This is a genomic window from Limnohabitans sp. WS1 (genome assembly GCF_003063265.1).
In the GTDB taxonomy this organism is placed as follows: domain Bacteria; phylum Pseudomonadota; class Gammaproteobacteria; order Burkholderiales; family Burkholderiaceae_C; genus Limnohabitans_A.
Map to the genome: position 1 here is coordinate 23932 of NZ_NERU01000003.1, position 20198 is coordinate 44129.

Here is a 20198-nt window from a genome sequence, read left to right on the forward strand (position 1 = left end):
ACCTCATCATTCAAGCCTTTTGACCTTGCCGCCCTCGATCCCATGACGGCCGGTATCTTCAATGCCGCCACATCCGGTGAACGCAGCGCCCGTTTGCGTGAGTGGTTGGCCTCCGAGCCTGCAGAGGCATTGCTCAACGATGTTTACCGTGAACTGGCCAGCCGTGACAAAGGCGTGGCCAAAATCCTCAAGGAAAAACTCGACGAGATCAAACGCGCTCACGGACAGGAGGCTTTGGCCAGCGACTGGGGTCAGAAGGCCGAGCAGATGCTGCAGGCTCCGCGTTTGAACATTGCCGACGCCTTGGCATGGCAGCGTGATGCGGCCAAGGCCGGTGCCCCCTTGTCGCGCGAACCTTTGGCCAGTCTGAAATTGCGTTTGGCCGAAGTGGTCAAAGGGGTTGAAGACTTGCAGCACCAAGTCATGGTGCAGCGCGAGGCGGCCGTTTTGTTGGCTCAGCGTGTGGAGGTGTTGTCCACCAAACCCCTGAGCGAAGCCCAAAGCGGTCATTCGGGCTTGCAATCGGATGTGGTGCAGTGGCAAACCCAGGCTTTGGCCCTCACCCAAAATGCGGTTTGGCCTAGCGTGGACCTGAAGTACCCCTCTCAACTGGAGGTGGCCGGTAAACAACTTCAAGCGGTCTGGGATGGTTTTTCAGCAGCTCTGGATTTGGCCGGTTTGGCTCAAACCGACCCCGCCGCAGCCTTGCCTTCGGTGCCTGTTTGGGCCGACGAAATTCGACGCTTGCGCGGTGACACGGGCAAAGAGGCCGCACTCGTTCCAGAACAAGCCAAAACCGAAAAAACAGACAAACCCGCCAAGCCCAAATTGGATCCAGCGCAACGTCAGGCTCTGCGCGAAGCCGCCAGTGCTGCCGTCACGCCCGTGCTCGAAGCGGTTGAAAAAGAAGCCGCTGAGGGTCAAGGAAAAGCGTCTGCTGAAGCTGCAGTGGCTTTGCGTGCGGTGCTCAAAGTTCACGGCAAGCATCTGGACACGGTCTTGGATGAGCGTGTGCACTTGGCCTTGACCGCAGCGGGCGAACTCGAAGGCTGGCAACGCTGGCGAGCCGACCAGATCCGTCAAGACCTGGTGGCTCAGGCTGAAGCTTTGCTTGGTCAAGACAAAACCCCCACCGTGGGGGGGCGCAAAATGCAAGACAAGCTGCGTCAACTGCGTGAAAGCTGGAAGCAAACCGACCAAGGGGGCCTGCCCAACCACGCTTTGTGGAAACGTTTTGACGCGGCTTGCAACGAGGCCTACAAAACAGTGCTGTTGTGGCTGGAGCAAATCAAAAAAGAATCGGCCGACCACCGTGCGCAGCGTGTGGCGCTGATGGAGGAAGTCAAAGCGTTCACTGCCGCGCATGCCGACAGTGAAGATTGGCGTGGCCAATTGCGGGCTTTGCACCAGTTTGCGGACCTTTGGCGCAATGCCGGTCACTTGAGCGAAAAGTCATTTGCTGAAATGCAGTCTCAGTGGAAAGCCCTTTTCAAGGCTGCTGCAGCCCGACTGGAGGCCGCACAAAAGGCCAGCATTGAGCGTCGCCAAGCCTTGATCCAAGAGGCCCGCGAGTTGGGCTCGGCTGCGGCTTTGCGCGTAGATGCGGTGAAAGCTTTGCAAACCCGTTGGCAAACCGAGGCCCAGTCCGTGCCTTTGGACCGCAAAACCGAGCAAAAACTGTGGGAAATTTTCCGAGCGCCTCTGGATGAAGCTTTCCAGCGCAAAGGCTCTGAGCGCCAGCATGTGTCCGCACCCTTGAATGCACACGACCGCATGGTGATCGACGCCTCTCAAGCTTTGGAAGCGGCCAATGCCAGTGGCGATGCCACCAAAATTCGTGCCGCCATGGCCGCACTCGACGCCGCATTGCGTGGCCAAGCTGCAGCGGTGTTGGCTGAAAAAACGAGTCCTGCCCCAGAGGTTCGGGCCGAATTGCCTGCATCCGGTGCTGCGCCTGATCAAGACGCCGCTCCTTCCGACGGTGAAGGCTCGGACATGGCCAATGCGTCTGCTCCATCGGCTGATGGTCAGGAGGTGTCCGGCGACACGGGTGCACAGAGCGACGCTGCGGCGTCACCTGTGGCCAAAGTACAAGCGCCCAAACGGGTGGTGGCGGTTCGGGGCGATGACCGTCCTGGACAAAAGAAAACCGAAGCGCCAGCCCCCACAGGCCGCCGCGATGCGCGTCCGGGCGAACGCTCAGGCCGTCCCGGCGAGCGCATGGGCGAGCGTGGCCAGCCTCGCATGGGCGAGCGCGATCGCTCTGGCCGAGGTGACTTTGAGCAACGGCCAGATCGTGGACCGCGTTTGGGTGATGCCGCTTTCCGTGCTCAGCGCGAGGCCTTGGAGCGTGCTGAGATGTCTTTGCGCAAGCTGGCCGCCCAAGCCCATGGTGAAACCCTCACGCGTCTCATGGGGGCTTGGCAAGAGCGTCAAGCCGATGCCTTGCCGAGCACACAGGAGTTGGGCCGCGCCGTCAATGCATCGACCCGCCAGGTTTGGACTCAGGCTCTGAGTTCACCGGCCAAAGAGAGTGCCTCAACGGCCTTGCTTCGCCTTGAAATGGCTGCTGAAGTGCCCACGCCTGCCGAACAGTTGTCCGCGCGTCGTGCCCTGCAATTGCAATTGCTCACACAGCGCAATCAACCCGGTCCTGCAGAGACTTGGGCCCAGGATGTGGCTCAGGTGTTGTCAGGTCCGCACGACGAGGTGTCGGCACGTCGTTTGCAAAACGCCTTGAAAGGGCTGTTGCGCGCTTGAACGTGCTGCTTGGTTTTGTCGGTTTGACCATGCCGGCGCGCATCAAAGCCTGATGGCAGCGTCGGTATTTTTTATGGATTTATTTGCTACAAATAAATTATACAGTTGAGTATAAAAATAATTTTTTCTTACAATAAATCCCTTTTTTTTCGCTAAAAAATGTGTCGCTCTCCCCAGAGCCGCAGCATGGCTTTTTCTATCAATTAGTTTTTATCGACCCTCGGTTATGCCAGGCCAATTTGGCCTTTAGGGCCGAATGGCATGGTTCGGGCAGAGAGTTCCCGATTGCTCAATACAACTTGGTTTGGCAAGCTTGGAGGTTGGGATAAATTTGATCCGCGCAGTTTTGCGCTGGTGGGTGGCGATGGGAAATTAAGGCTCTATTCTTTTTGTTGTCCGTGAGGGAAGGCCCAGCCGTGCTCTGACGATCGGATCGTTACCGTGATATTGCTTTTCTTCCTCCAACTTGTCGATTTCTTCGTCGGTGAACACCTTGTCTTTGACATCAATTACCTTGTTCCGTAGTTCCTCAGAGGCAGTCTCAGGGTGCGACGTGTCAGCACCGGATGTTTGCTTTTGACCTGAGGGCTTCGGGGCTGCTGTCACTGTTGCAGGGCTCAACGGTCCGACACTAGGCGCGTGCGTTTCAACCACTGTAGGCTTAATTGAACTGCTGGTCTCTGTTTTAGAGCCTGAGTGGGGGCGGGGCAGAATGTACCTAGCATTAAAAGCAATTACAAAAATCATAACGCTTGCGCATATTAGCTTTAGACCTAACCCCAAGTCACTCGTGTCTTCAGCATTATTTCTGAACCCCGTTTTAAAGCGACGGTCTTTCACTCGGCCGTCGTTCATTGCGTTGAATCCGGTAAAAAGCAGGACAACTCCAATAACCCAGAACACCCAAACATAGTCCCAAATAAACAAGCATGCAAAACCTACAATTGCTGAAATGGCGACAATTATGATGAAATTAAGCATTTTTCTCCAGTAAATACGTAAATCAAAGAAATTTTTTGAATTGAATTCAAGAGGGGTTACATAAAACCCGTTTTATTCAAAAATGACGAGTCGACGGATTTCGGCGGTGCCTCCCCCGCAGACCCACTCATTTGATGAAATTGAAGGCGGAATCAACTTTCCGCTTAGCCACTTCGATGTCAAAGGAATTGGAGCATCTGGTTTTGCGTTTTCAATGTAGCAATATCCGTCAACACTGCTCCAAAGTAGGATGCCTGACGAGTCCGCGTTCAGGTTAAGGGCTAGTTGCTCATCAACATCATGAATGAGTTGCAGCCGGCGACGGACCCTGGTCTTAGTCGCATCACAGTTCAGTGAGCAGGGAAAGTGCCAACACAGGCCTTTACCTCTATACATTTGTGTAGCATTGCACTCTAGGCATCCTGTGGAAATCAGAGGCTGTTGAGCCAGCAGATGGCCAAACAAGTCGCCATCGCCCTGCATAACAGTACTCCAGTTTTCTCGAAAGTACTCTTGGCAGCAGGCGGGAATTTCGAGAAGAAGTCCAGCTTCGTTTGTATCGTCTAAGCGCGCGGCCACCTCAAGCATCTCAATGTTCGTACCAAAATAGACAAACACATCCAAACTAGGCTCGTTTGAATCCAACGAACATACGGAAGAGACAATGTTGGAAAATCCGTCGATTCGGTCATCTGACTTGGAGCGGATGGCTTGCCGTCCGATGACAAATTTCCCTCCGGCATTGCCAAAATCCTCCAGAAACTCAAGGCCATCGATTGGCAAAACGGCTCGAGAAACCTTCTCCCCCAGGACTGCAAGCGCAATTTCCGCCTTGGTAATGTTGCCGAGGGAGGAGTCAGTGACCAATTTCAGTAGCTCTTCCACCGAGTCTGCTCTCGCTGAAACGCTTTTCTCGCCTGTCAAGCTCCAGGAAATTCCTAAAGCTTCGGCAAGCGCTTGTGCTTCACCGTGTCGACAGACGTTTTGAAGCATCTTTTGCGCAGAACGGACCCGGGAGGCCAATACGGCCAGCCGCTTTTCCACTAAGCCTACGGATATTGCATCTTCTTGACCAAACGCGACACTAGCGAGTCCCGCGTCGGAAATAGCCCTCCACATGGAGTGCACTGCGCCATAGCTAAGCAGGCCATGAAGCACTAGAAGGGCGGAGCGCCCTCGTTTTACGAACGGCGAATATGTGCCATTCAATGCTGCAAGAACGTCTCGCGTAGAGTGCTCCAGCTGCAGATAAGACCAAAGACGTGTGTGAACTGACTCGTGCAGCAACTGCTCTGCTACCGCACCGGGCGGATTGCTGGCCCCAAATGCGATGAACCCAGGGAGGCGCTCATCTGAGAACGCCCGAATATCGCCAAAGCAGTTCTTCAAGCCAAGTAGCGCTAGGGTGCTGCTGCGAATAATCACGGAGCCCGGGTGATTTGCCGCGTCAAGAAGTTCGACGGCTTGAACGTATGCGCCCTTTACGATATCTTCGTCGAGCGCATCCGAACTCAAATTCAGCGCACCGGTCAGCAGCTGGTCTTTGCCGATAACGCGCGGATATTGCACGCTGTGCTCAACATCTCGTAGCATGGTCGCAGCCACGGAATATGCAGCCAGCTGGACGTCCAAAGGGGCTTGTGTGTAAAGCGCAAGCATGCAGTTGTCGAGGTGCTCGTATACGGCATCCGCCATCCGTTCCTGTGATGCCTTAAGAACCTCAGTGGAAAGAGCCCCGTCTCTCAGGGCGTGCTGCAGAAAGCCAAGTACGCCGAGCTTGTACCTGCGATAAACGGCGTCAGACGAGCAGGACGGGAAAATCATGAGGTCTCTTGCGAATCGCTTCGCGAACTGATTCGTAGTTTGTGGGTAATTGACCACGGACGCTCTCGATTTGAGCGTCAATTGCCGCCGCAACTTTCATTCCTACGGGGGTGAGTTGTGCGTGGCGCCGAACCGTCTCCATCGCTAGGGCACTTTGCTCCATACGTCGGAACGCCTCTTCGAGGCTGCCTTTTAGGTCCGGATTCATACTCTGCTGCAAATGAAGGTGCATGCTGGCTATTCCGGAGAAAACAAATGCCCCGTGGAAAACCATTCTTAGCGGCCTGCCATCAGTTCGCCAAGGGGAGTAGAAGTTCTCTCCCTTACTGGTGTCAGGAGTAAAGAGGTCAGCGGCTTCTTCAATCCGGAACAGTAATTGATGCAAACCTTCGTGCAACAAACACTCCCCGACGTTGATGTCATCGGTGCCTGCTGGCAAGAAAACGAGCCCCAAGGCTTCCTCGCGGCTTGCGCTACCAATGCTTTCCGTCAAGCTGACTAGGCCAATAATGGACTCGCAAAGGGCCAAGACATGGCTCACGCCGTCAATATCTGAGGTGTTGAGTGCAGTCCAGCATCTGGAAATTTGCTCCTCGAGTCGTCGGTTCTCTTCATTGCCAACCAACATCGGCAGAGGCTGAAAGAAGGGCCGACAAAGTGCGTCATTGTCGTACGCCAGATAAACCTCAGGCGTGACCCAGTGCAGTGGAGTGAACCGATAGTTTTGCGTCCTCTTACTTGAGGGGGCATCCAACTTCAAGCTCATGCCAGGACTCGAAAAAATGAGAACTCCATCCTGGCAACGAAGACTATATGCGCCAACTGGCCGGTCCAGCAGGAGCTCCAGCTTTCCGAACTTGTCCAGCTGAATACGTTCTGGCGGCGGGATTTGCGATGAAACCGAAAAGGACACACCTTTGTGCAATGCCTGCCCCACCACAATTCCGAGTAGTTGCCAATAGAGCAATTCGCTCACCCGGGATTTGTGTGGCTTGTCAACACGGAGATGGTCGAGAGTGTCGACCGCGATGGACACCCCCCCGCTTCGCAATGCAAAAGCCAGCCGACTAATGCTCCACATCCACGCTCGGAGGGTGGCGCTATCGGACAGCCACTCCAAGACTCCTGACTGAAGCAGATCGCTCAACTCGGGCGGCGATAAAGAATCCGTATTTCGATAGGTTTCGAAAAAGTGCCTGAGACGCAGCTGGAACGCTTTGCCACTGGCTTCATGCAGGACTTGAGGAGGAACAAGTTGAATCAGTTTTTCAGGCATGACGATTCAAGGCCTTGACGTGAGTAGTGATTTCGCTCAGAAGCCAATACAAGTCCGAGCAGTAGACACTTGGATTGTTAAAGCTATTGGCAACTGAGTAGCGATGGGGGTAATAGCCGCCCGCGCAAGAAGTCTTGAATCGACAGGTCTGGCATTTCGGTGCCAGTTGTCCTTCCCCTTTTTGACGGACTTCGATTGCGGGATGGGTCAGCAGTGAAGAGACAGAGGTCTCTTTGACATGCAGGCCTAGGTGATGAGCACCCGAACCAGTACTCTTGATGCAATCAACGGCTTCATAGCCGCCAGCTGTATTGACCGTTAGCAACGTAATCGGTGCCAAGGTCATCGCTTCGTAGATACCGCCGTTGCCTACCAATTGACTAAGGATGTGCGTGAAGAACCTGATGTCAAGGTGAGAGTTTCTTCCACCTATCCAGGCTTTGAAAATTTCGAAGTACCACTTCCCGTAGGCGTGTTCGTCATCACCTGGACGAGGTGGTGGTTTGTCCCAGTTGTGGTGGGGCAGAAGAAACTCGACTGAGGTGGTGCCGTATTGAGCAAGAGCGTCAAAGACTTCAAGAGGGTCGGTCTTAATGTCCATCACCGCAAGCAACCCCGACAGCTGCTCGCCAACGGTCTCTTTCAGCTTTGCAATGCCCGCAGCCGTGCGGACATGCGAGGATTTGCCGCGGTGGTCGAGTCGATGCAAATCGTTGTGCTTCTGATTTCCATCGACGCTAACGCTTACCTGGATGTTCCTGTGCCGAATCAATTCGCAGAGCTCATCTGTGATCAGAGTCGCATTTGTTTGTATGGCGAAAATGATTAAGAAATCGGACCGTGCTTCTCCCAGAAAGATTTCAATGAAGCGTTCCAGTCGGTCTGCACCGGCCAAGGTAGGCTCTCCTCCATGGAACGTAACGAAAACCGTTTTGAGTCCATGTTCGCGACAATGCTCTGCGATCCGAAAAGCAAGGTAATTTGCCGAATCCATGGAGAGGAACTTCGGCATTGTTTTCCACGAGTCGTCGCCTGAGTGGTACTCGTAGCAGTAGTCGCAGTCCAAGTTACATCGGGAGGCAACTTTGACGATGAACTCATTGATTGCAGTGACTTTTGTGGGCACTTCTATTGCCAGGCAAGCTGGTACGCGTTTGGGGCGAAACTCGGAACGCCCCGGCCTTGCGCAAGACACCAGTTTCGGCTTGCATCTTGAACTATTTGGCTGGCCAACCTGTGAAGACCCACATGCTCTAAGGCGTGGACCCCCGAACGGCCGATTTGTGCAGCGTGTTCACATGCAAGGGAACACGGAAACAACTCGCCGACAGGTGAGATACCACCCCAATCAGCGACGATTCGATTTGCTGAAGCATGCCAATTGATAGGTGGGCCACTTTGCTTGACCAACTGCTCCGGCCATCGACTTCCCGCATGCTCTAAGTCCGTAACTGCTGCGATGCAGCATGCCGGATACCCAAATAGAGCACCGGCTGTGTCTGCGTCGTAGATATCAGCAAAAGCAGCGTCTGTGGCAGCGCCTAGGTCCTGAGACAGGTAAAGGCCTATCAGCTCAGCTTTTCGGTCAAGGTCTGGTTGTGAAATAACCTGCCAGGTGCCACTTGAACTAGATACCGCCAATTGCTGAGGCACACAATGAACGCCAACCCTGTCCATTGCTTGACAGTATTCTTCTTGTGCAGCGCTTGGCGCAACAACGCGCACGACTCGCTTTTCGCCCAACGCGAATCTTGCGGACTCGGGTAAAACGGCCACATTTCCGTCCCGAGCGGTAAGCTTCAGCACAGTATTGAGAAAGGCTCCTGCTTCAAAGGAGGGCATTGGTAGGCCCAGCATTACTTCAGCAGGTTTTCTTTCATTGCCGATGTGTGGGAGGTGTGAATCCCGCTTGAATTGTGGCCGGTGGTCGTGGAGTTGTGGCTTGCCATTGTCAGGTCGCCATCTCGCTGGAAATCGTCATTGATGCGTCGCAGCACGGCAGACTCACTTTGGAGTAAGTCCTCAAGTGTCAATTCCTGATGCGACGTTGCCTTGTTCGATTGATTGCTATTCATGGATTATTTGTAATTCAAAATTAAATTTTTAAGTATTCTAATATACAAATTTCAATTGCGAGAGACTTGGTTGTACAAGTCGAAATGGATACGAGAGTACCCTAACCACAGACGCGGCTTTACCATGGCAGACACGGGCACCCGGACAGCGTGTAGCGGTTGAGCAAGGCCACCCGCACATTCCGCAGCACCACCTGACTCTCAAACGTGCGTACCATAACCGCTTACCCAAGCGTTTGAAGCAATGCATCCTGGTCCCCACCAAACTGCTCTGGTGGTACCCGCTCCACTTCTTCCATATGCGCCAGGCACGCCTGCGGCCCCCCTTGAGCGCCTCGTTAGGCGCCAGCGCTCCATTGAGAGTCGCCTTCTATCCCTGGGCGTTCTTCCGCGAGGAACTCCCCGCATGCACCCCGCGCTCAACGATCGCCGCATGGCACGTCTTCGAGTCGTAAGCGACGTCAGCGCTGGTGCTGGCAATCGCTTCATGGGGCAGTATCTTCCCCCAGCTACCCTGGCTGCATGTGCGCGTCGCCCAAGCTGTTGTCGGTCAGCTCGATGACACGAATCTAAAGCGTACTCGCATCAATGCCGAAATGCACCTTGCGCCACTGACGTCGGTACTCGGCCCCGTGTTTCTTGCGTTTCCATTTACCTTCACCCAGAAATTTGATGCCGGTGCTGTCCACCAGCAGGTCCAGCGCGCTCGTGCTGGCGCGGTAGAGCAGTTGCACCTGCAGGCGCTTTTCCGTCGGCTCACAGTACTGAAGTCTGGAACCCGCCAACCAAGGTGCGCCATGCGCAGCAAACTCTCGACCAAGCCCAAACCGAGGTGTCGGCACGTCGTTTGCAAAATGCCTTGAAAGGGCTGCTCCGCTCGTGATTGGACACTGATGTGCTGATGACCAGGCCCTCTTCCAAAGGGCTGGTTATCGCATCAGTGGCCGGGTGGCTTGCTCTTTGGGTGCAAGGTCAACCCTTTCAGTTTGGCCATTTGCCCAGAGTCTCAGCGCCTGCGCCCTGAGGGGGGTGTGGTCGAGTGACCAGTCGCTCAACACTTGGCGCAGGGTGTGGGGCGTTTCCAACAAGGAATGGTCAGCAGCTTGGTGGGTATGGCCATGAATCAGGTGGCGGCTGTCGGCGGCTTTTAACCAAGCCAGGCTGGTCGCGGTGTCTGCATCGGCATAGACCGCATCGCTGCGTTTTTGCGATTCGCTGTGCATGCGCATGGCACGGGCCAAGCGCAAACGCTCGTGCAACGGTTGAGCCAAAAAGGCATGCTGCCAATCGTCGCTGCGCACTTGCATGCGAAAGCGTTGATAGTCCAAATCGGCCACACACAAGGCGTCGCCATGGCTGAGCAACAGGCGCAAATCGCCCCATTCCAACACAGTGGGGTCGCTCAGGGCCTGCACCCCACAGCTGGACAAAAAGTTTTGCCCAAGCAAAAAGTCCCGGTTGCCAGGCATGAAGCCCACGGTGATGCGCTCAGTGGTTTGGCGCAAAGTGTCCGCACAGGCCTGCAAAAAGGGGTCACTGTCCACCGCGTCATCACCCACCCAGACTTCAAACAGGTCGCCCAAAATCAGGACCGCCTGCGCTGAGGTCGTGTGCATGAAATGTCGCCAAGCTTCGAAGGTGGCCGTCTCGGCAGACTGCAGGTGCAGGTCCGAGATCAGGTCCACGCATTGCCAAGTTGCCGGAGCCCTCAAGTGCCCGAGCTTGAGGGCGTCGGGTGCTGACCCGTTGGGCATGGCGTCGTCAATCAGAGGGCGACGGCCTTTTCGATCACCACGTCTTCTTTAGGCACATCGCCGTGACCGCCCTTGTTGCCGGTTTTCACGCCCTTGATCTGGTCGACCACCTCGGTGCCGCTGACGACTTTGCCAAACACGGCATAGCCCCAGCCTTGCATGGAAGGGGCCGTGTGGTTCAGAAAACCGTTGTCCGCCACGTTGATGAAAAACTGTGACGAGGCCGAGTGAGGGGCCGAGGTGCGGGCCATGGCCACGGTGTACTCGTTGTTTTTGAGGCCGTTGTTGGCTTCGTTTTCGATGGTGGCATCGGTGGGCTTTTGGTTCATGCCAGGTTCAAAACCTCCGCCTTGAATCATGAAGCCCGGAATCACACGGTGAAAAATGGTGTTGTTGTAGTGGCCCTTGTTCACATAGGACAGGAAGTTGGCGGTGGATTTGGGGGCTTTTTCCGCATCGAGTTCGAGGGTGATGACGCCGTAGCCAGTGATGTGCAGTTCGACTTGGGGGTTGCTCATGGTGTTACTTCAACAAAGTGATGGATTGAATGAGGACCGGTGTCCGGGGGACATCGGCGGGAAAAGGACCGCCCGCACCGGTGGGGGTGGTCCTGATTTTTTGGACCACGTCCATGCCGGACGTGACTTTGCCAAAAACGGTGTAACCATACAGTTGGGGTGCACCCAGCAGCTGGGCGCGGGCCACGTTTTCGTAAACGCGGCCTTGGTATTGGAATTTGGCCACGGGATCGCCATCGGGGATGGGCGTGGGGTCCAAAAATGCGTTGTCCACCACATTGATGAAAAACTGAGCGGTGGCCGATTGCGGGTCGTTGGTGCGTGCCATGGCCAGCGTGCCGGTGATGTTTTTCAGGCCTGCGGCCAGAGATTGGCGTCCTTCGTGTGGCACCGGGGCGCGGGTTTTCTTTTCTTTGTATTGCGCGTCATAACCGCCCCCTTGCACCATGAAGCCTGCAATCACGCGGTGAAAAATCGTGCCGTCGTAGTGCTTGTCGTTCACATATTGCAAAAAGTTGGCCACGGTTTTGGGGGCCTTGTCGGCATAGAGTTCAGCGTCTATATCACCCATGCTGGTGCTGATGCGGACTTTGGTGGTGTTGCCTGTGCTGCCAACGGTTTGTGCTGGGGCTGCCATGGGGGCAAGCGAGGCCAAAACAAAGGCCAATGCGGCCCATGTGGTCAGTCTGCGTTGGTGCAGCTGGGGGGCGAGTGCGGTCTGGGTCATGTGGTTGCCAAGGTCCAGGGTGTCGTTCAAGGTGTTTTCAGGGTTTGCTCGGTGGCCAGTTTTTTGCCTTGCAACCTGGCCGCAGGCGCACCCGATTTCAGGGCTTGTGCATAGGCTTGGGCGGCCAGTGCCAAATGGGTATCACCCAAGTTTTCCAGTGCCAAAGCATAGTCGGGGCGTGCCTTGATGGCTGCTTGCAAGGACTCAAGCGCTTCTTCATGACGGTTGTCTTGGGCCAGGAGCACGGCCAGATTGTTGTGGGGTTCGGCCAACTCAGGAAAAGATTGCGTTAACGCCTTGAGGGTCTGGATTGCCGCCTGGGTTTGTCCCAAACCTGCCTGAATATGGCTTTGCAGCAAGCGCATTTGCGGGTCTGTAGGAGCAGTTTGGAGCCGAAGATTGGCCAGTGCCTGGGCTTTTTGCCATTGTCCACTGCGCACCAGGGCGTCAACATCGGTGTAAATGTCGGCGCGCAGATGCGTGCTGAATGCCAGCAGGGCACCCATCCAAGTCAGTGTGAGCAAATGTCGCATGCAAGCCAAAACAAAGGGTGTGTAGGTGTCGGGTCCGATGGCTGCAAAGTGCTGCAGGGGGCCGCAGGTCGGGGATATACTGAAGGGTCATTGTAACGGAGCGCTGGGTCAGCCCCATGCCCGAGACTTCTTCGCCGCACAGCTTCACTGCGGCCTTTTAGAACGCTTTTTCCGGTCCAATGCGCCTGTGCCAAGGTGGTTTGATCCGGTGTTCTCATTTCCGATAATTTTTGTGGTTTGACATGAGTCTGCGCATTTTCAACACGCTGAGCCGTGCTGTTTCCGATTTCACGCCTGCCGAGCCCGGCCATGTGCGAATGTACGTTTGTGGCATGACGGTTTATGACCTTTGCCACTTGGGGCACGCCCGTTCCATGATCGCTTTTGACGTGGTGCAGCGCTGGCTCAAGGCCAGTGGTTACCAAGTCACTTATGTGCGCAATGTGACCGATATCGATGACAAGATCATCAAGCGTGCCTTGGAAAACGGTGAAACCATCCGCCACCTGACCGACCGCATGATCGACGCTTTGCACCAAGACGCGGACGCCCTGGGCATTGAGCGCCCCCAACACGAGCCCCGGGCCACCGACTTTGTGCCCCAAATGCTCAGCATGATCGGCACGCTGGAGCAAAAAGGCCTGGCCTACCGGGCGGGCAATGGCGACGTGAATTATTCGGTGCGCAAGTTTGCCGGTTACGGCAAGTTGTCCGGCAAGTCGCTGGACGAGCTGAATGCTGGCGAGCGTGTGGCCGTAGAGACCGACAAGAACGACCCGCTGGACTTTGTGCTCTGGAAGAGCGCCAAACCCACCGAGCCCGACGACGTGAAATGGGCCAGCCCCTTTGGCACGGGCCGACCCGGTTGGCACATCGAGTGCTCGGCCATGGCTTGCGAGCTGCTGGGGCAGACCTTTGACATCCACGGCGGCGGTGCCGACTTGCAGTTTCCGCACCACGAAAACGAGATCGCCCAAAGCGAAGGCGCCAACGGCCAGCTCTTGGCCCGCTTTTGGATGCACAACGGCTTCATCAATGTGGACAACGAAAAAATGTCCAAGAGCTTGGGCAACTTCTTCACCATCCGTGACGTGCTCAAAGAATTCGATGCCGAGACGGTGCGTTTTTTCATTGTGCGCAGCCACTACCGCAGCTCGCTCAATTACAGCGATGTGCACCTCAATGACGCCAAAGGCGCTTTGAAGCGCTTGTACACCGCCTTGCAAGCTGTGCCGCCCGCAACAGTGTCCATCGACTGGGCTGACCCTTTGGCTGCTCGATTCAAGGCCGCCATGGACGAAGATTTTGGGACGCCCGAGGCGGTGGCCGTGCTGTTTGAGTTGGCAGGCGAAGTCAACCGCAGCGGCTCGGCCGAGCGTTCGGGCTTGCTCAAAGCCTTGGGCGGCTTGCTGGGCTTGCTGCAAACCGACGCCACGGCTTACCTGCAATCCGGTGCGGGTTTGGATGAAGCGGCCATTCAGGCGCAGATTCAGGCACGAGCCGACGCCAAAAAGGCCAAAAATTTTGCCGAAGCTGACCGCATTCGCAACGATTTGCTGGCCCAAGGCATTGTGCTCAAAGACTCTGCTGCGGGAACGACTTGGGAGTCGGCGCAGTGACTGTTTTGAACAGCAAAGATTTGACACCCGTGACGCCCGCCTATTGGGCCGAGGCCTGCGCGCACCTGGCCGATAAAGACCGGGTCATGAAAAAACTGATTCCCCAGTTTGGCGATGCCATTTTGGAAACCCGGGGCGATGCCTTCGTCACTTTGGCCCGGTCCATCGTGGGCCAACAAATTTCTGTCAAGGCGGCTCAATCGGTGTGGGACCGTTTTTCGGCCTTGCCCAAGCGCATGACCCCTGCCGCCGTGCTCAAGCTCAAAGTCGATGACATGCGTGCGGCCGGTTTGTCGGCCCGCAAGGTGGAGTATTTGGTGGACTTGGCGGTGCATTTCAGCTCCGGCACCGTGCACGTCAAAGCGTGGAACGAGATGGACGACGAGGCCATCATTGACGAGTTGGTGGCCATTCGAGGCATTGGCCGTTGGACCGCCGAGATGTTTCTCATTTTCTACCTCATGCGCCCTAACGTCTTGCCACTCGATGATGTGGGTTTGATCAACGGCATCAGCCGCAATTATTTTTCAGGTGAGCCGGTCAGCCGCAGCGATGCGCGAGAGGTAGCTCAGGCCTGGAGTCCTTACGCCACCGTGGCGACTTGGTATATTTGGCGCTCGCTGGACCCTGTTCCCGTGGCGTATTGAGGGGGTGGACGTGGCGTCCACCCGGTTATGAACAAGGAGTAAAACTTGGCCAAAAAAACATTTCTCGACTTTGAGCAGCCGGTTGCCGAACTCGAAGCCAAGATCGAAGAGCTGCGCTATGTGCAAAGCGAGTCGGCGGTGGACATCACCCTCGAAATCGATCAACTGAGCAAAAAAAGTCATCAGCTGACCAAGGACATTTACAGTGATTTGTCGCCTTGGCAAATCACCAAAATCGCTCGCCACCCGGAGCGCCCCTATACGCTCGATTACATCCAAGGCATCTTCACCGACTTTGTCGAGATGCATGGTGACCGGCACTTTGCCGATGATTTGTCCATTGTGGGTGGATTGGCCCGCTTCAATGGCCAAGCCTGCATGGTGCTGGGCCAGCAAAAAGGACGAGACACCAAAGAGCGAACTTTGCGCAACTTTGGCATGAGCAAGCCCGAGGGCTACCGCAAAGCCCTGCGCCTCATGAAGACGGCCGAAAAATTCAAGCTTCCAGTGTTTACTTTTGTTGACACACCCGGCGCGTACCCTGGCATTGACGCCGAAGAGCGTGGTCAGTCCGAAGCCATTGGCCGCAACATTTTCGAGATGGCCCAACTCGAAGTGCCCATCATCACCACCATCATTGGCGAAGGTGGCTCTGGCGGTGCATTGGCCATTTCTGTGGCCGACCAAGTCTTGATGCTCCAGTACTCGGTCTACTCGGTCATCAGCCCTGAGGGTTGCGCCTCCATTTTGTGGAAAACCAGCGAGAAAGCCGAAGTGGCCGCCGAAGCCTTGGGCATCACCGCGCACCGCTTGAAAGCCTTGAGTCTGGTCGACAAAATCGTCAATGAGCCTGTGGGTGGGGCGCATCGCGACACCGCTCAAATGGTGTCTTTCCTCAAGCGTGCTTTGGGGGATGCATGGCGTCAAGTGGCCGACCTCAAACCCAAGGAACTGCTGGAGCGTCGCTACGAGCGACTGAACAGCTACGGCCGTTTTACCGATACCAAAGCAGCCAAGTGAGTGCGCTGGGGGTTGACGAGTCGCTTGCATGAACCCCAACCTTGATCAGGCCCTGGCTGATTTCAGCCCGGGCCTTCCTTTTGCTGTGGCCTTGAGCGGTGGGGCCGATTCGACCGCGCTGCTGTTGGCCTGTGAACGACGTTGGCCAGGACAGGTGAGGGCGGTGCACATCCACCATGGCTTGCAAGAGGCCGCCGATGGTTTTGAGGCGCACTGCCGAGCACTTTGCAAGACATTGGCCTTGCCCTTGGCGGTGCGCCGGGTTCAGGCTGCTCATGCCCCCGGTCAAAGCCCAGAAGATGCAGCCCGCCAGGCCCGCTACTTGGCGCTGGCCGAGGCGGTACAAACCGAATGGCCCGAGGTGCGTGATGTGGCTTTGGCCCAGCACGCGGACGACCAAATTGAAACCCTGCTCATTGCTTTGTCTCGCGGCGCAGGTTTGCCGGGGTTGGCCAGCATGCCGGCGCACTGGCAGCGACAGGGCTTGAACTGGCACCGCCCTTGGTTGGCTGTGCCGGGTGCGGCCCTGCGTGATTGGCTGCAAAGCCAAGGGCAAACTTGGGTTGAAGACCCCAGCAACACGGACGAGCACTTGACCCGTAACCGCATTCGCGCCCAAGTACTGCCCGCTTTGTCCAAAGCGTTGCCTGCTTTTCGCGCCACATTTGCCCGCAGCGCCACCCACGCAGCACAGGCCCAAGAGGTCTTGAACGAGGTGGCTGCGCAAGATTTGACGCAGGTGGGCGTGCCACCACGCATCCAGGCTTTGCAGCAACTCAGCCGTGCCCGCCAAGCCTTGGTGCTGCGACACTGGTTGAGGCAACACCACGCCACCACGCCCAGCACTGCGCAGCTGCACGAGTTGCTCGACCAAGTGGCGGCCTGTACCACCCGTGGGCATCGCTTGCACCTGAAAGTGGGGCAAGGCTTTGTGCTGCGTCAAGCCAGCCACCTGTCTTGGACAAGGGCCTGAACCCTGCTGGGCTTGATGGCCAGCAGGCCTGCATGAGCAGGTCAAGAAGATGTCAGGCCGATGGGTACAATCTAGGGTTTGTCCGATGCTCGCAGCAGTGAAAACAGACACCTGTTGCCCAGTTTTTTTATCACTTAAACACTCAAGATGGCTTTGATCGTTCACAAATACGGCGGCACCTCGATGGGCTCCACCGAGCGCATTCGCAATGTCGCCAAGCGCGTGGCCAAGTGGGCCCGCGCTGGCCACCAGATCGTGGTGGTCCCCAGCGCCATGAGCGGCGAAACCAACCGCCTGCTCGGCTTGGCCAAGGAGCTCGCCCCCGCCAAACCGGGCAACGACTACAGCCGCGAACTCGACATGCTGGCCTCGACCGGCGAGCAAGCTTCGTCGGCCCTGCTGGCCATTGCCTTGCAGTCCGAAGGCCAGCCTTCGGTCAGCTATGCAGGCTGGCAAGTGCCCATCAAGACCAACAGCGCTTTCACCAAAGCCCGCATCGAATCGATTGATGATGTGCGAGTTCGCGGTGATTTGAACGCGGGCAAGGTTGTGATCATCACCGGCTTCCAAGGCGTGGACGACCAGGGCAACATCACCACGCTGGGCCGTGGCGGCTCCGACACCTCAGCCGTGGCTGTGGCTGCTGCGCTCAAAGCCGACGAATGCCTGATCTACACCGATGTGGACGGCGTCTACACCACCGACCCCCGCGTCGTGCCTGAAGCCCGTCGCCTGCACACCGTGAGCTTTGAAGAAATGCTCGAAATGGCATCGCTCGGCTCCAAAGTCCTGCAAATCCGTTCGGTGGAGTTCGCAGGCAAATACAAAGTGCCCATGCGCGTGCTGTCGAGCTTCACGCCCTGGGACATCGACATCAACGAAGAAGCCGCATCCGGCACCCTGATCACTTTTGAGGAAGACGAACAAATGGAACAAGCCGTCGTTTCCGGCATCGCATTCAACCGCGACGAAGCCAAAATTTCCGTGTTGGGCGTGCCCGACAAGCCCGGCATTGCCTACCAAATCCTGGGCGCTGTGGCCGACGCCAACATCGAAGTGGATGTGATCATCCAGAACCTGAGCAAAGACGGCAAGACCGACTTCAGCTTCACGGTGCACCGCAACGATTACGCCAAGACCATTGATTTGCTCAAGGAAAAAGTACTGCCTTCATTGGGTGCAGCCGAAGTGTTGGGCGACGCCAAGATTTGCAAAGTGTCCATCGTTGGCATCGGCATGCGCAGCCATGTGGGCGTGGCCAGCAAGATGTTCCGCAGCTTGAGTGAAGAAGGCATCAACATTCAGATGATTTCAACCTCCGAAATCAAGACTTCGGTCGTGATCGATGAAAAATACATGGAATTAGCAGTGCGTGCCTTGCACAAAGCCTTCGATCTGGACCAAGCCTGAGCTATAATTTACGCATTGGAAACGTGACCGAGTGGCCGAAGGTGCTCCCCTGCTAAGGGAGTATGGGGTGTAGAGCCTCATCGAGGGTTCGAATCCCTCCGTTTCCGCCAAGACTGAACCCTAAGTAGTTGATCTACTTGGGGTTTTTTCTTTTGTGGTGTTTGGAATTGGGTTCAGCCGACCCCGTCTGATCGGACAAACAACTCCATCAGCCTTCTTGGGTCAAGCTGATTTTTTTGTGCAACCCGCGGTGTCTGAATCGCACCATGGGTGGAACATCAACCAATGGGCAAGTCTGCGCTGTTCAAAGCCACTTTTGCATGAAGCTGGCCTGGCCCGCTGCCGGGTCCAGCGCATAAGGCTCAAAGCCAAATCCGAGATAACTCTTCAAGGCCCGCGCGTTGCCGGTCAACACTTCCAGCGTGAGCTTGCAGCAGCCGTGTTCTTTGGCGTGTTGTTCGGCGGCTGCCAGCAAAGCCTGACCGACGCCCGCGCCCCGGTGACCCGGCAGCACGGCGATGTCGTGGATGTTCATCAAGGGCTTTGCTTTGAAGGTCGAATATCCCTCGATGCAGTTGACCAAGCCCACAGGCGCATCGTCCAGCCAGGCGATGAAGCTGGCCGCATCGGTGCGTGCGGCCAAGTCATCGCACAGCCGCGCTTTCACATCCTGCGCCAGTGCTTCGCCGCCGCCCATGGGGTCTTGGGCGTAGGCGTCCAGCAGCATCACCAGCGCGTTGCGGTGGGTGGGGTTTTGGTAATCAACGGGCAGGATGTGAAGTGGCATGGTCAGGCGGTGACAGGGGTCATGAAGGAGCGCACATTGTCCTGCATAGCGGCCATCACATGGCCAGCCAATTGGTGCGCGGTGATGGCGCTCAGTGTCCAGCCCAGATGCCCGTGGCCGGTGTTGTAGAACACGTTGGCTTTTTTGCCTGCGCCGACGCGTGGCAACATGTTGGGCATCATGGGGCGCAGGCCAGCCCAGGGCTCGGCGCGGCGCGTGTCCACACCGGGGAAGCAGTCGTTGACCCAGTTGACCAAGGGTTTGATGCGGTCGGCGCGGATGTCCAGGTCGATGCCGTTGAATTCGGCCGTGCCCGCGACGCGGAAACGGTCTGCGCCCAGGCGACTGGTGACCAGTTTGGTTTCGTCATCGAGCAGGCTGACCTGCGGTGCCGCGGCCTGGCTGGCGGCGTCATTCAGGCCCACGGTGATCGAGTAGCCCTTGACAGGGTAGATGTTCAGGCGGTCACCCAGCTGCGCGGCCAAGCGGCGGCCGTGCACACCGGCGCAGACCACGATGCCGTCAAAGGTCAAGGTGTCCACTTGGCCTTGGTGCTTGACCTGCACGCTGGCGATTTGGCCATCGGACTGCACGTTCAGCACTTCGTGCTCGGTGAGGAACTTCACGCCCAGGCGTTCGCAGGCTTTGGCCAAGCCAAAGGTGAACTTGTGGATGTCGCCGGTGGAGTCGCTTTCGGTGAAGTATCCGCCGTAGTACTGACCTTGCAGGGTCGGCTCGATGGCTTTCATTTCGTCGGGCGTCACGGCGCGGCGCGGCAGGCCGCCTTGGGCCAGCAGCTTGGAGACTTGGCCTGCGTGGTCAAAGCCTTTTTTGTCGCGGTAGATGTGCAAGATGCCTTCGCGCTTGTGGTCAAAGTCGATGCCTTCGGCCTTGGCCCAGGCGAAATGATGTTCGCGCGACTCGATGGCCAGCCGGGCCGTGGCGATGGTGTTGTCTTTGTACTTGGGAATGGCGGCCACAAACTCGGCCATCCAGCTGAGTTTGTGCCAAGTGGGGGCGGGGTTCATAAGCAGCGGCGCATCGCTCGTGAGCACCCACTTGAGGCCCTTGATGATGGTTGACGGGTGGGTCCAGACTTCGGCGTTCGAGGCCGACAACTGTCCGCCGTTGGCATAAGACGTTTCCATTCCGGGGTAGCGGTTTTTCTCGATCAGGGTGACCTGAATGCCTTGTTGGGCCAGGGCGTAGGCGGAGGTGACGCCGGTGATGCCGCCACCAATGATGACGATGTGCTTTTTCATAAGGAGTTTTCTCTTCAAAACGTCTCAAACAG

At 56.6% G+C, this 20198-nt stretch carries 17 protein-coding genes, 1 tRNA gene and 1 pseudogene; 7 read left to right on the plus strand and 12 right to left on the minus strand.

What is annotated here, in order from left to right:
* Positions 1-42: 42 nt before the first annotated feature.
* Positions 43-2760, plus strand: a complete 2718-nt coding sequence (locus B9Z48_RS05705) for a DUF349 domain-containing protein (protein ID WP_108377462.1) — start codon at positions 43-45, stop codon at positions 2758-2760.
* A 372-nt stretch (positions 2761-3132) separates the two neighbouring features.
* Here B9Z48_RS05705 and B9Z48_RS05710 read toward each other — a convergent pair whose 3' ends face one another.
* The 10 genes and pseudogenes from B9Z48_RS05710 to B9Z48_RS05755 all read right to left on the minus strand — a co-directional run bounded on the left by B9Z48_RS05710 (position 3133) and on the right by B9Z48_RS05755 (position 12448).
* Positions 3133-3741, minus strand: a complete 609-nt coding sequence (locus tag B9Z48_RS05710; protein ID WP_108377463.1) for a hypothetical protein — start codon at positions 3739-3741, stop codon at positions 3133-3135.
* 72 nt (positions 3742-3813) lie between these two features.
* Positions 3814-5565, minus strand: coding sequence for a hypothetical protein (locus tag B9Z48_RS05715; protein WP_108377464.1), 1752 nt, complete (start codon positions 5563-5565; stop codon positions 3814-3816).
* Positions 5540-6841 (minus strand): HEXXH motif-containing putative peptide modification protein, encoded by a 1302-nt coding sequence (locus B9Z48_RS05720; RefSeq protein ID WP_108377465.1) that lies wholly within the window; start codon positions 6839-6841, stop codon positions 5540-5542. The genes B9Z48_RS05715 and B9Z48_RS05720 overlap by 26 nt, the downstream gene beginning before the upstream one ends.
* Positions 6834-8036, minus strand: coding sequence for an FxsB family cyclophane-forming radical SAM/SPASM peptide maturase (locus tag B9Z48_RS05725; protein ID WP_368665913.1), 1203 nt, complete (start codon positions 8034-8036; stop codon positions 6834-6836). Before B9Z48_RS05725 ends, B9Z48_RS05720 begins: the two co-directional genes overlap by 8 nt.
* Before the next feature lie 661 nt (positions 8037-8697).
* The gene (locus tag B9Z48_RS05730) at positions 8698-8916 is read right to left on the minus strand and encodes a hypothetical protein (protein WP_108377467.1); all 219 of its coding nucleotides are present in this window, start codon (positions 8914-8916) and stop codon (positions 8698-8700) included.
* A 119-nt stretch (positions 8917-9035) separates the two neighbouring features.
* Positions 9036-9742, minus strand: a pseudogene (locus tag B9Z48_RS05735) (IS5 family transposase); the annotation flags it as partial.
* Between the two features lie 103 nt (positions 9743-9845).
* The gene (locus B9Z48_RS05740; protein ID WP_108377468.1) at positions 9846-10670 is read right to left on the minus strand and encodes a UDP-2,3-diacylglucosamine diphosphatase; all 825 of its coding nucleotides are present in this window, start codon (positions 10668-10670) and stop codon (positions 9846-9848) included.
* An 11-nt stretch (positions 10671-10681) separates the two neighbouring features.
* Positions 10682-11188: a peptidylprolyl isomerase gene (locus B9Z48_RS05745; RefSeq protein ID WP_089961733.1), complete on the minus strand. Its 507-nt coding sequence runs from the start codon at positions 11186-11188 to the stop codon at positions 10682-10684.
* A 4-nt stretch (positions 11189-11192) separates the two neighbouring features.
* Positions 11193-11825, minus strand: a complete 633-nt coding sequence (locus tag B9Z48_RS05750) for a peptidylprolyl isomerase (RefSeq protein ID WP_108377633.1) — start codon at positions 11823-11825, stop codon at positions 11193-11195.
* Positions 11826-11941: 116 nt separating this feature from the next.
* Positions 11942-12448 (minus strand): tetratricopeptide repeat protein, encoded by a 507-nt coding sequence (locus B9Z48_RS05755; RefSeq protein WP_089961725.1) that lies wholly within the window; start codon positions 12446-12448, stop codon positions 11942-11944.
* Between the two features lie 242 nt (positions 12449-12690).
* Here B9Z48_RS05755 and cysS point away from each other — a divergent pair, with 242 nt between their 5' ends.
* From cysS to B9Z48_RS05785, 6 genes are all read left to right on the plus strand, one after another.
* On the plus strand, positions 12691-14067 hold the full coding sequence (gene cysS, locus B9Z48_RS05760; RefSeq protein WP_089961853.1) for a cysteine--tRNA ligase: 1377 nt from the start codon (positions 12691-12693) through the stop codon (positions 14065-14067).
* Positions 14064-14714: a DNA-3-methyladenine glycosylase gene (locus tag B9Z48_RS05765; RefSeq protein ID WP_108377469.1), complete on the plus strand. Its 651-nt coding sequence runs from the start codon at positions 14064-14066 to the stop codon at positions 14712-14714. Before cysS ends, B9Z48_RS05765 begins: the two co-directional genes overlap by 4 nt.
* A gap of 45 nt (positions 14715-14759) precedes the next feature.
* Positions 14760-15734 (plus strand): acetyl-CoA carboxylase carboxyltransferase subunit alpha, encoded by a 975-nt coding sequence (locus tag B9Z48_RS05770; protein ID WP_089961716.1) that lies wholly within the window; start codon positions 14760-14762, stop codon positions 15732-15734.
* A 28-nt stretch (positions 15735-15762) separates the two neighbouring features.
* Entirely contained in the window at positions 15763-16707 is a 945-nt protein-coding gene (gene tilS, locus B9Z48_RS05775) for a tRNA lysidine(34) synthetase TilS (protein ID WP_108377470.1), read from the plus strand.
* Positions 16708-16854: 147 nt separating this feature from the next.
* Complete coding sequence (locus B9Z48_RS05780) at positions 16855-18117, plus strand: aspartate kinase (RefSeq protein WP_089961709.1); 1263 nt, start codon at positions 16855-16857, stop codon at positions 18115-18117.
* A gap of 17 nt (positions 18118-18134) precedes the next feature.
* Positions 18135-18227 (plus strand) — tRNA-Ser (locus tag B9Z48_RS05785).
* 194 nt (positions 18228-18421) lie between these two features.
* Here B9Z48_RS05785 and B9Z48_RS05790 read toward each other — a convergent pair.
* Both B9Z48_RS05790 and B9Z48_RS05795 read right to left on the minus strand, forming a co-directional pair.
* Positions 18422-18904: a GNAT family N-acetyltransferase gene (locus B9Z48_RS05790; protein WP_108377471.1), complete on the minus strand. Its 483-nt coding sequence runs from the start codon at positions 18902-18904 to the stop codon at positions 18422-18424.
* A gap of 2 nt (positions 18905-18906) precedes the next feature.
* Entirely contained in the window at positions 18907-20166 is a 1260-nt protein-coding gene (locus B9Z48_RS05795; RefSeq protein WP_108377472.1) for a D-amino acid dehydrogenase, read from the minus strand.
* Positions 20167-20198 lie beyond the last annotated feature (32 nt).

Excerpts from the sequence above, each read along its gene's own strand:
- B9Z48_RS05705 (WP_108377462.1), top strand. The coding sequence starts at position 43 with ATGACGGCCGGTATCTTCAATGCCGCCACATCCGGTGAACGCAGCGCC.
- B9Z48_RS05710 (WP_108377463.1), bottom strand. The coding sequence starts at position 3,741 with ATGCTTAATTTCATCATAATTGTCGCCATTTCAGCAATTGTAGGTTTT.
- B9Z48_RS05715 (WP_108377464.1), bottom strand. The coding sequence starts at position 5,565 with ATGATTTTCCCGTCCTGCTCGTCTGACGCCGTTTATCGCAGGTACAAG.
- B9Z48_RS05720 (WP_108377465.1), bottom strand. The coding sequence starts at position 6,841 with ATGCCTGAAAAACTGATTCAACTTGTTCCTCCTCAAGTCCTGCATGAA.
- B9Z48_RS05730 (WP_108377467.1), bottom strand. The coding sequence starts at position 8,916 with ATGAATAGCAATCAATCGAACAAGGCAACGTCGCATCAGGAATTGACA.
- B9Z48_RS05740 (WP_108377468.1), bottom strand. The coding sequence starts at position 10,670 with ATGCCCAACGGGTCAGCACCCGACGCCCTCAAGCTCGGGCACTTGAGG.
- B9Z48_RS05745 (WP_089961733.1), bottom strand. The coding sequence starts at position 11,188 with ATGAGCAACCCCCAAGTCGAACTGCACATCACTGGCTACGGCGTCATC.
- B9Z48_RS05750 (WP_108377633.1), bottom strand. The coding sequence starts at position 11,825 with ATGGCAGCCCCAGCACAAACCGTTGGCAGCACAGGCAACACCACCAAA.
- B9Z48_RS05755 (WP_089961725.1), bottom strand. The coding sequence starts at position 12,448 with ATGCGACATTTGCTCACACTGACTTGGATGGGTGCCCTGCTGGCATTC.
- cysS (WP_089961853.1), top strand. The coding sequence starts at position 12,691 with ATGAGTCTGCGCATTTTCAACACGCTGAGCCGTGCTGTTTCCGATTTC.
- tilS (WP_108377470.1), top strand. The coding sequence starts at position 15,763 with ATGAACCCCAACCTTGATCAGGCCCTGGCTGATTTCAGCCCGGGCCTT.
- B9Z48_RS05780 (WP_089961709.1), top strand. The coding sequence starts at position 16,855 with ATGGCTTTGATCGTTCACAAATACGGCGGCACCTCGATGGGCTCCACC.
- B9Z48_RS05790 (WP_108377471.1), bottom strand. The coding sequence starts at position 18,904 with ATGCCACTTCACATCCTGCCCGTTGATTACCAAAACCCCACCCACCGC.
- B9Z48_RS05795 (WP_108377472.1), bottom strand. The coding sequence starts at position 20,166 with ATGAAAAAGCACATCGTCATCATTGGTGGCGGCATCACCGGCGTCACC.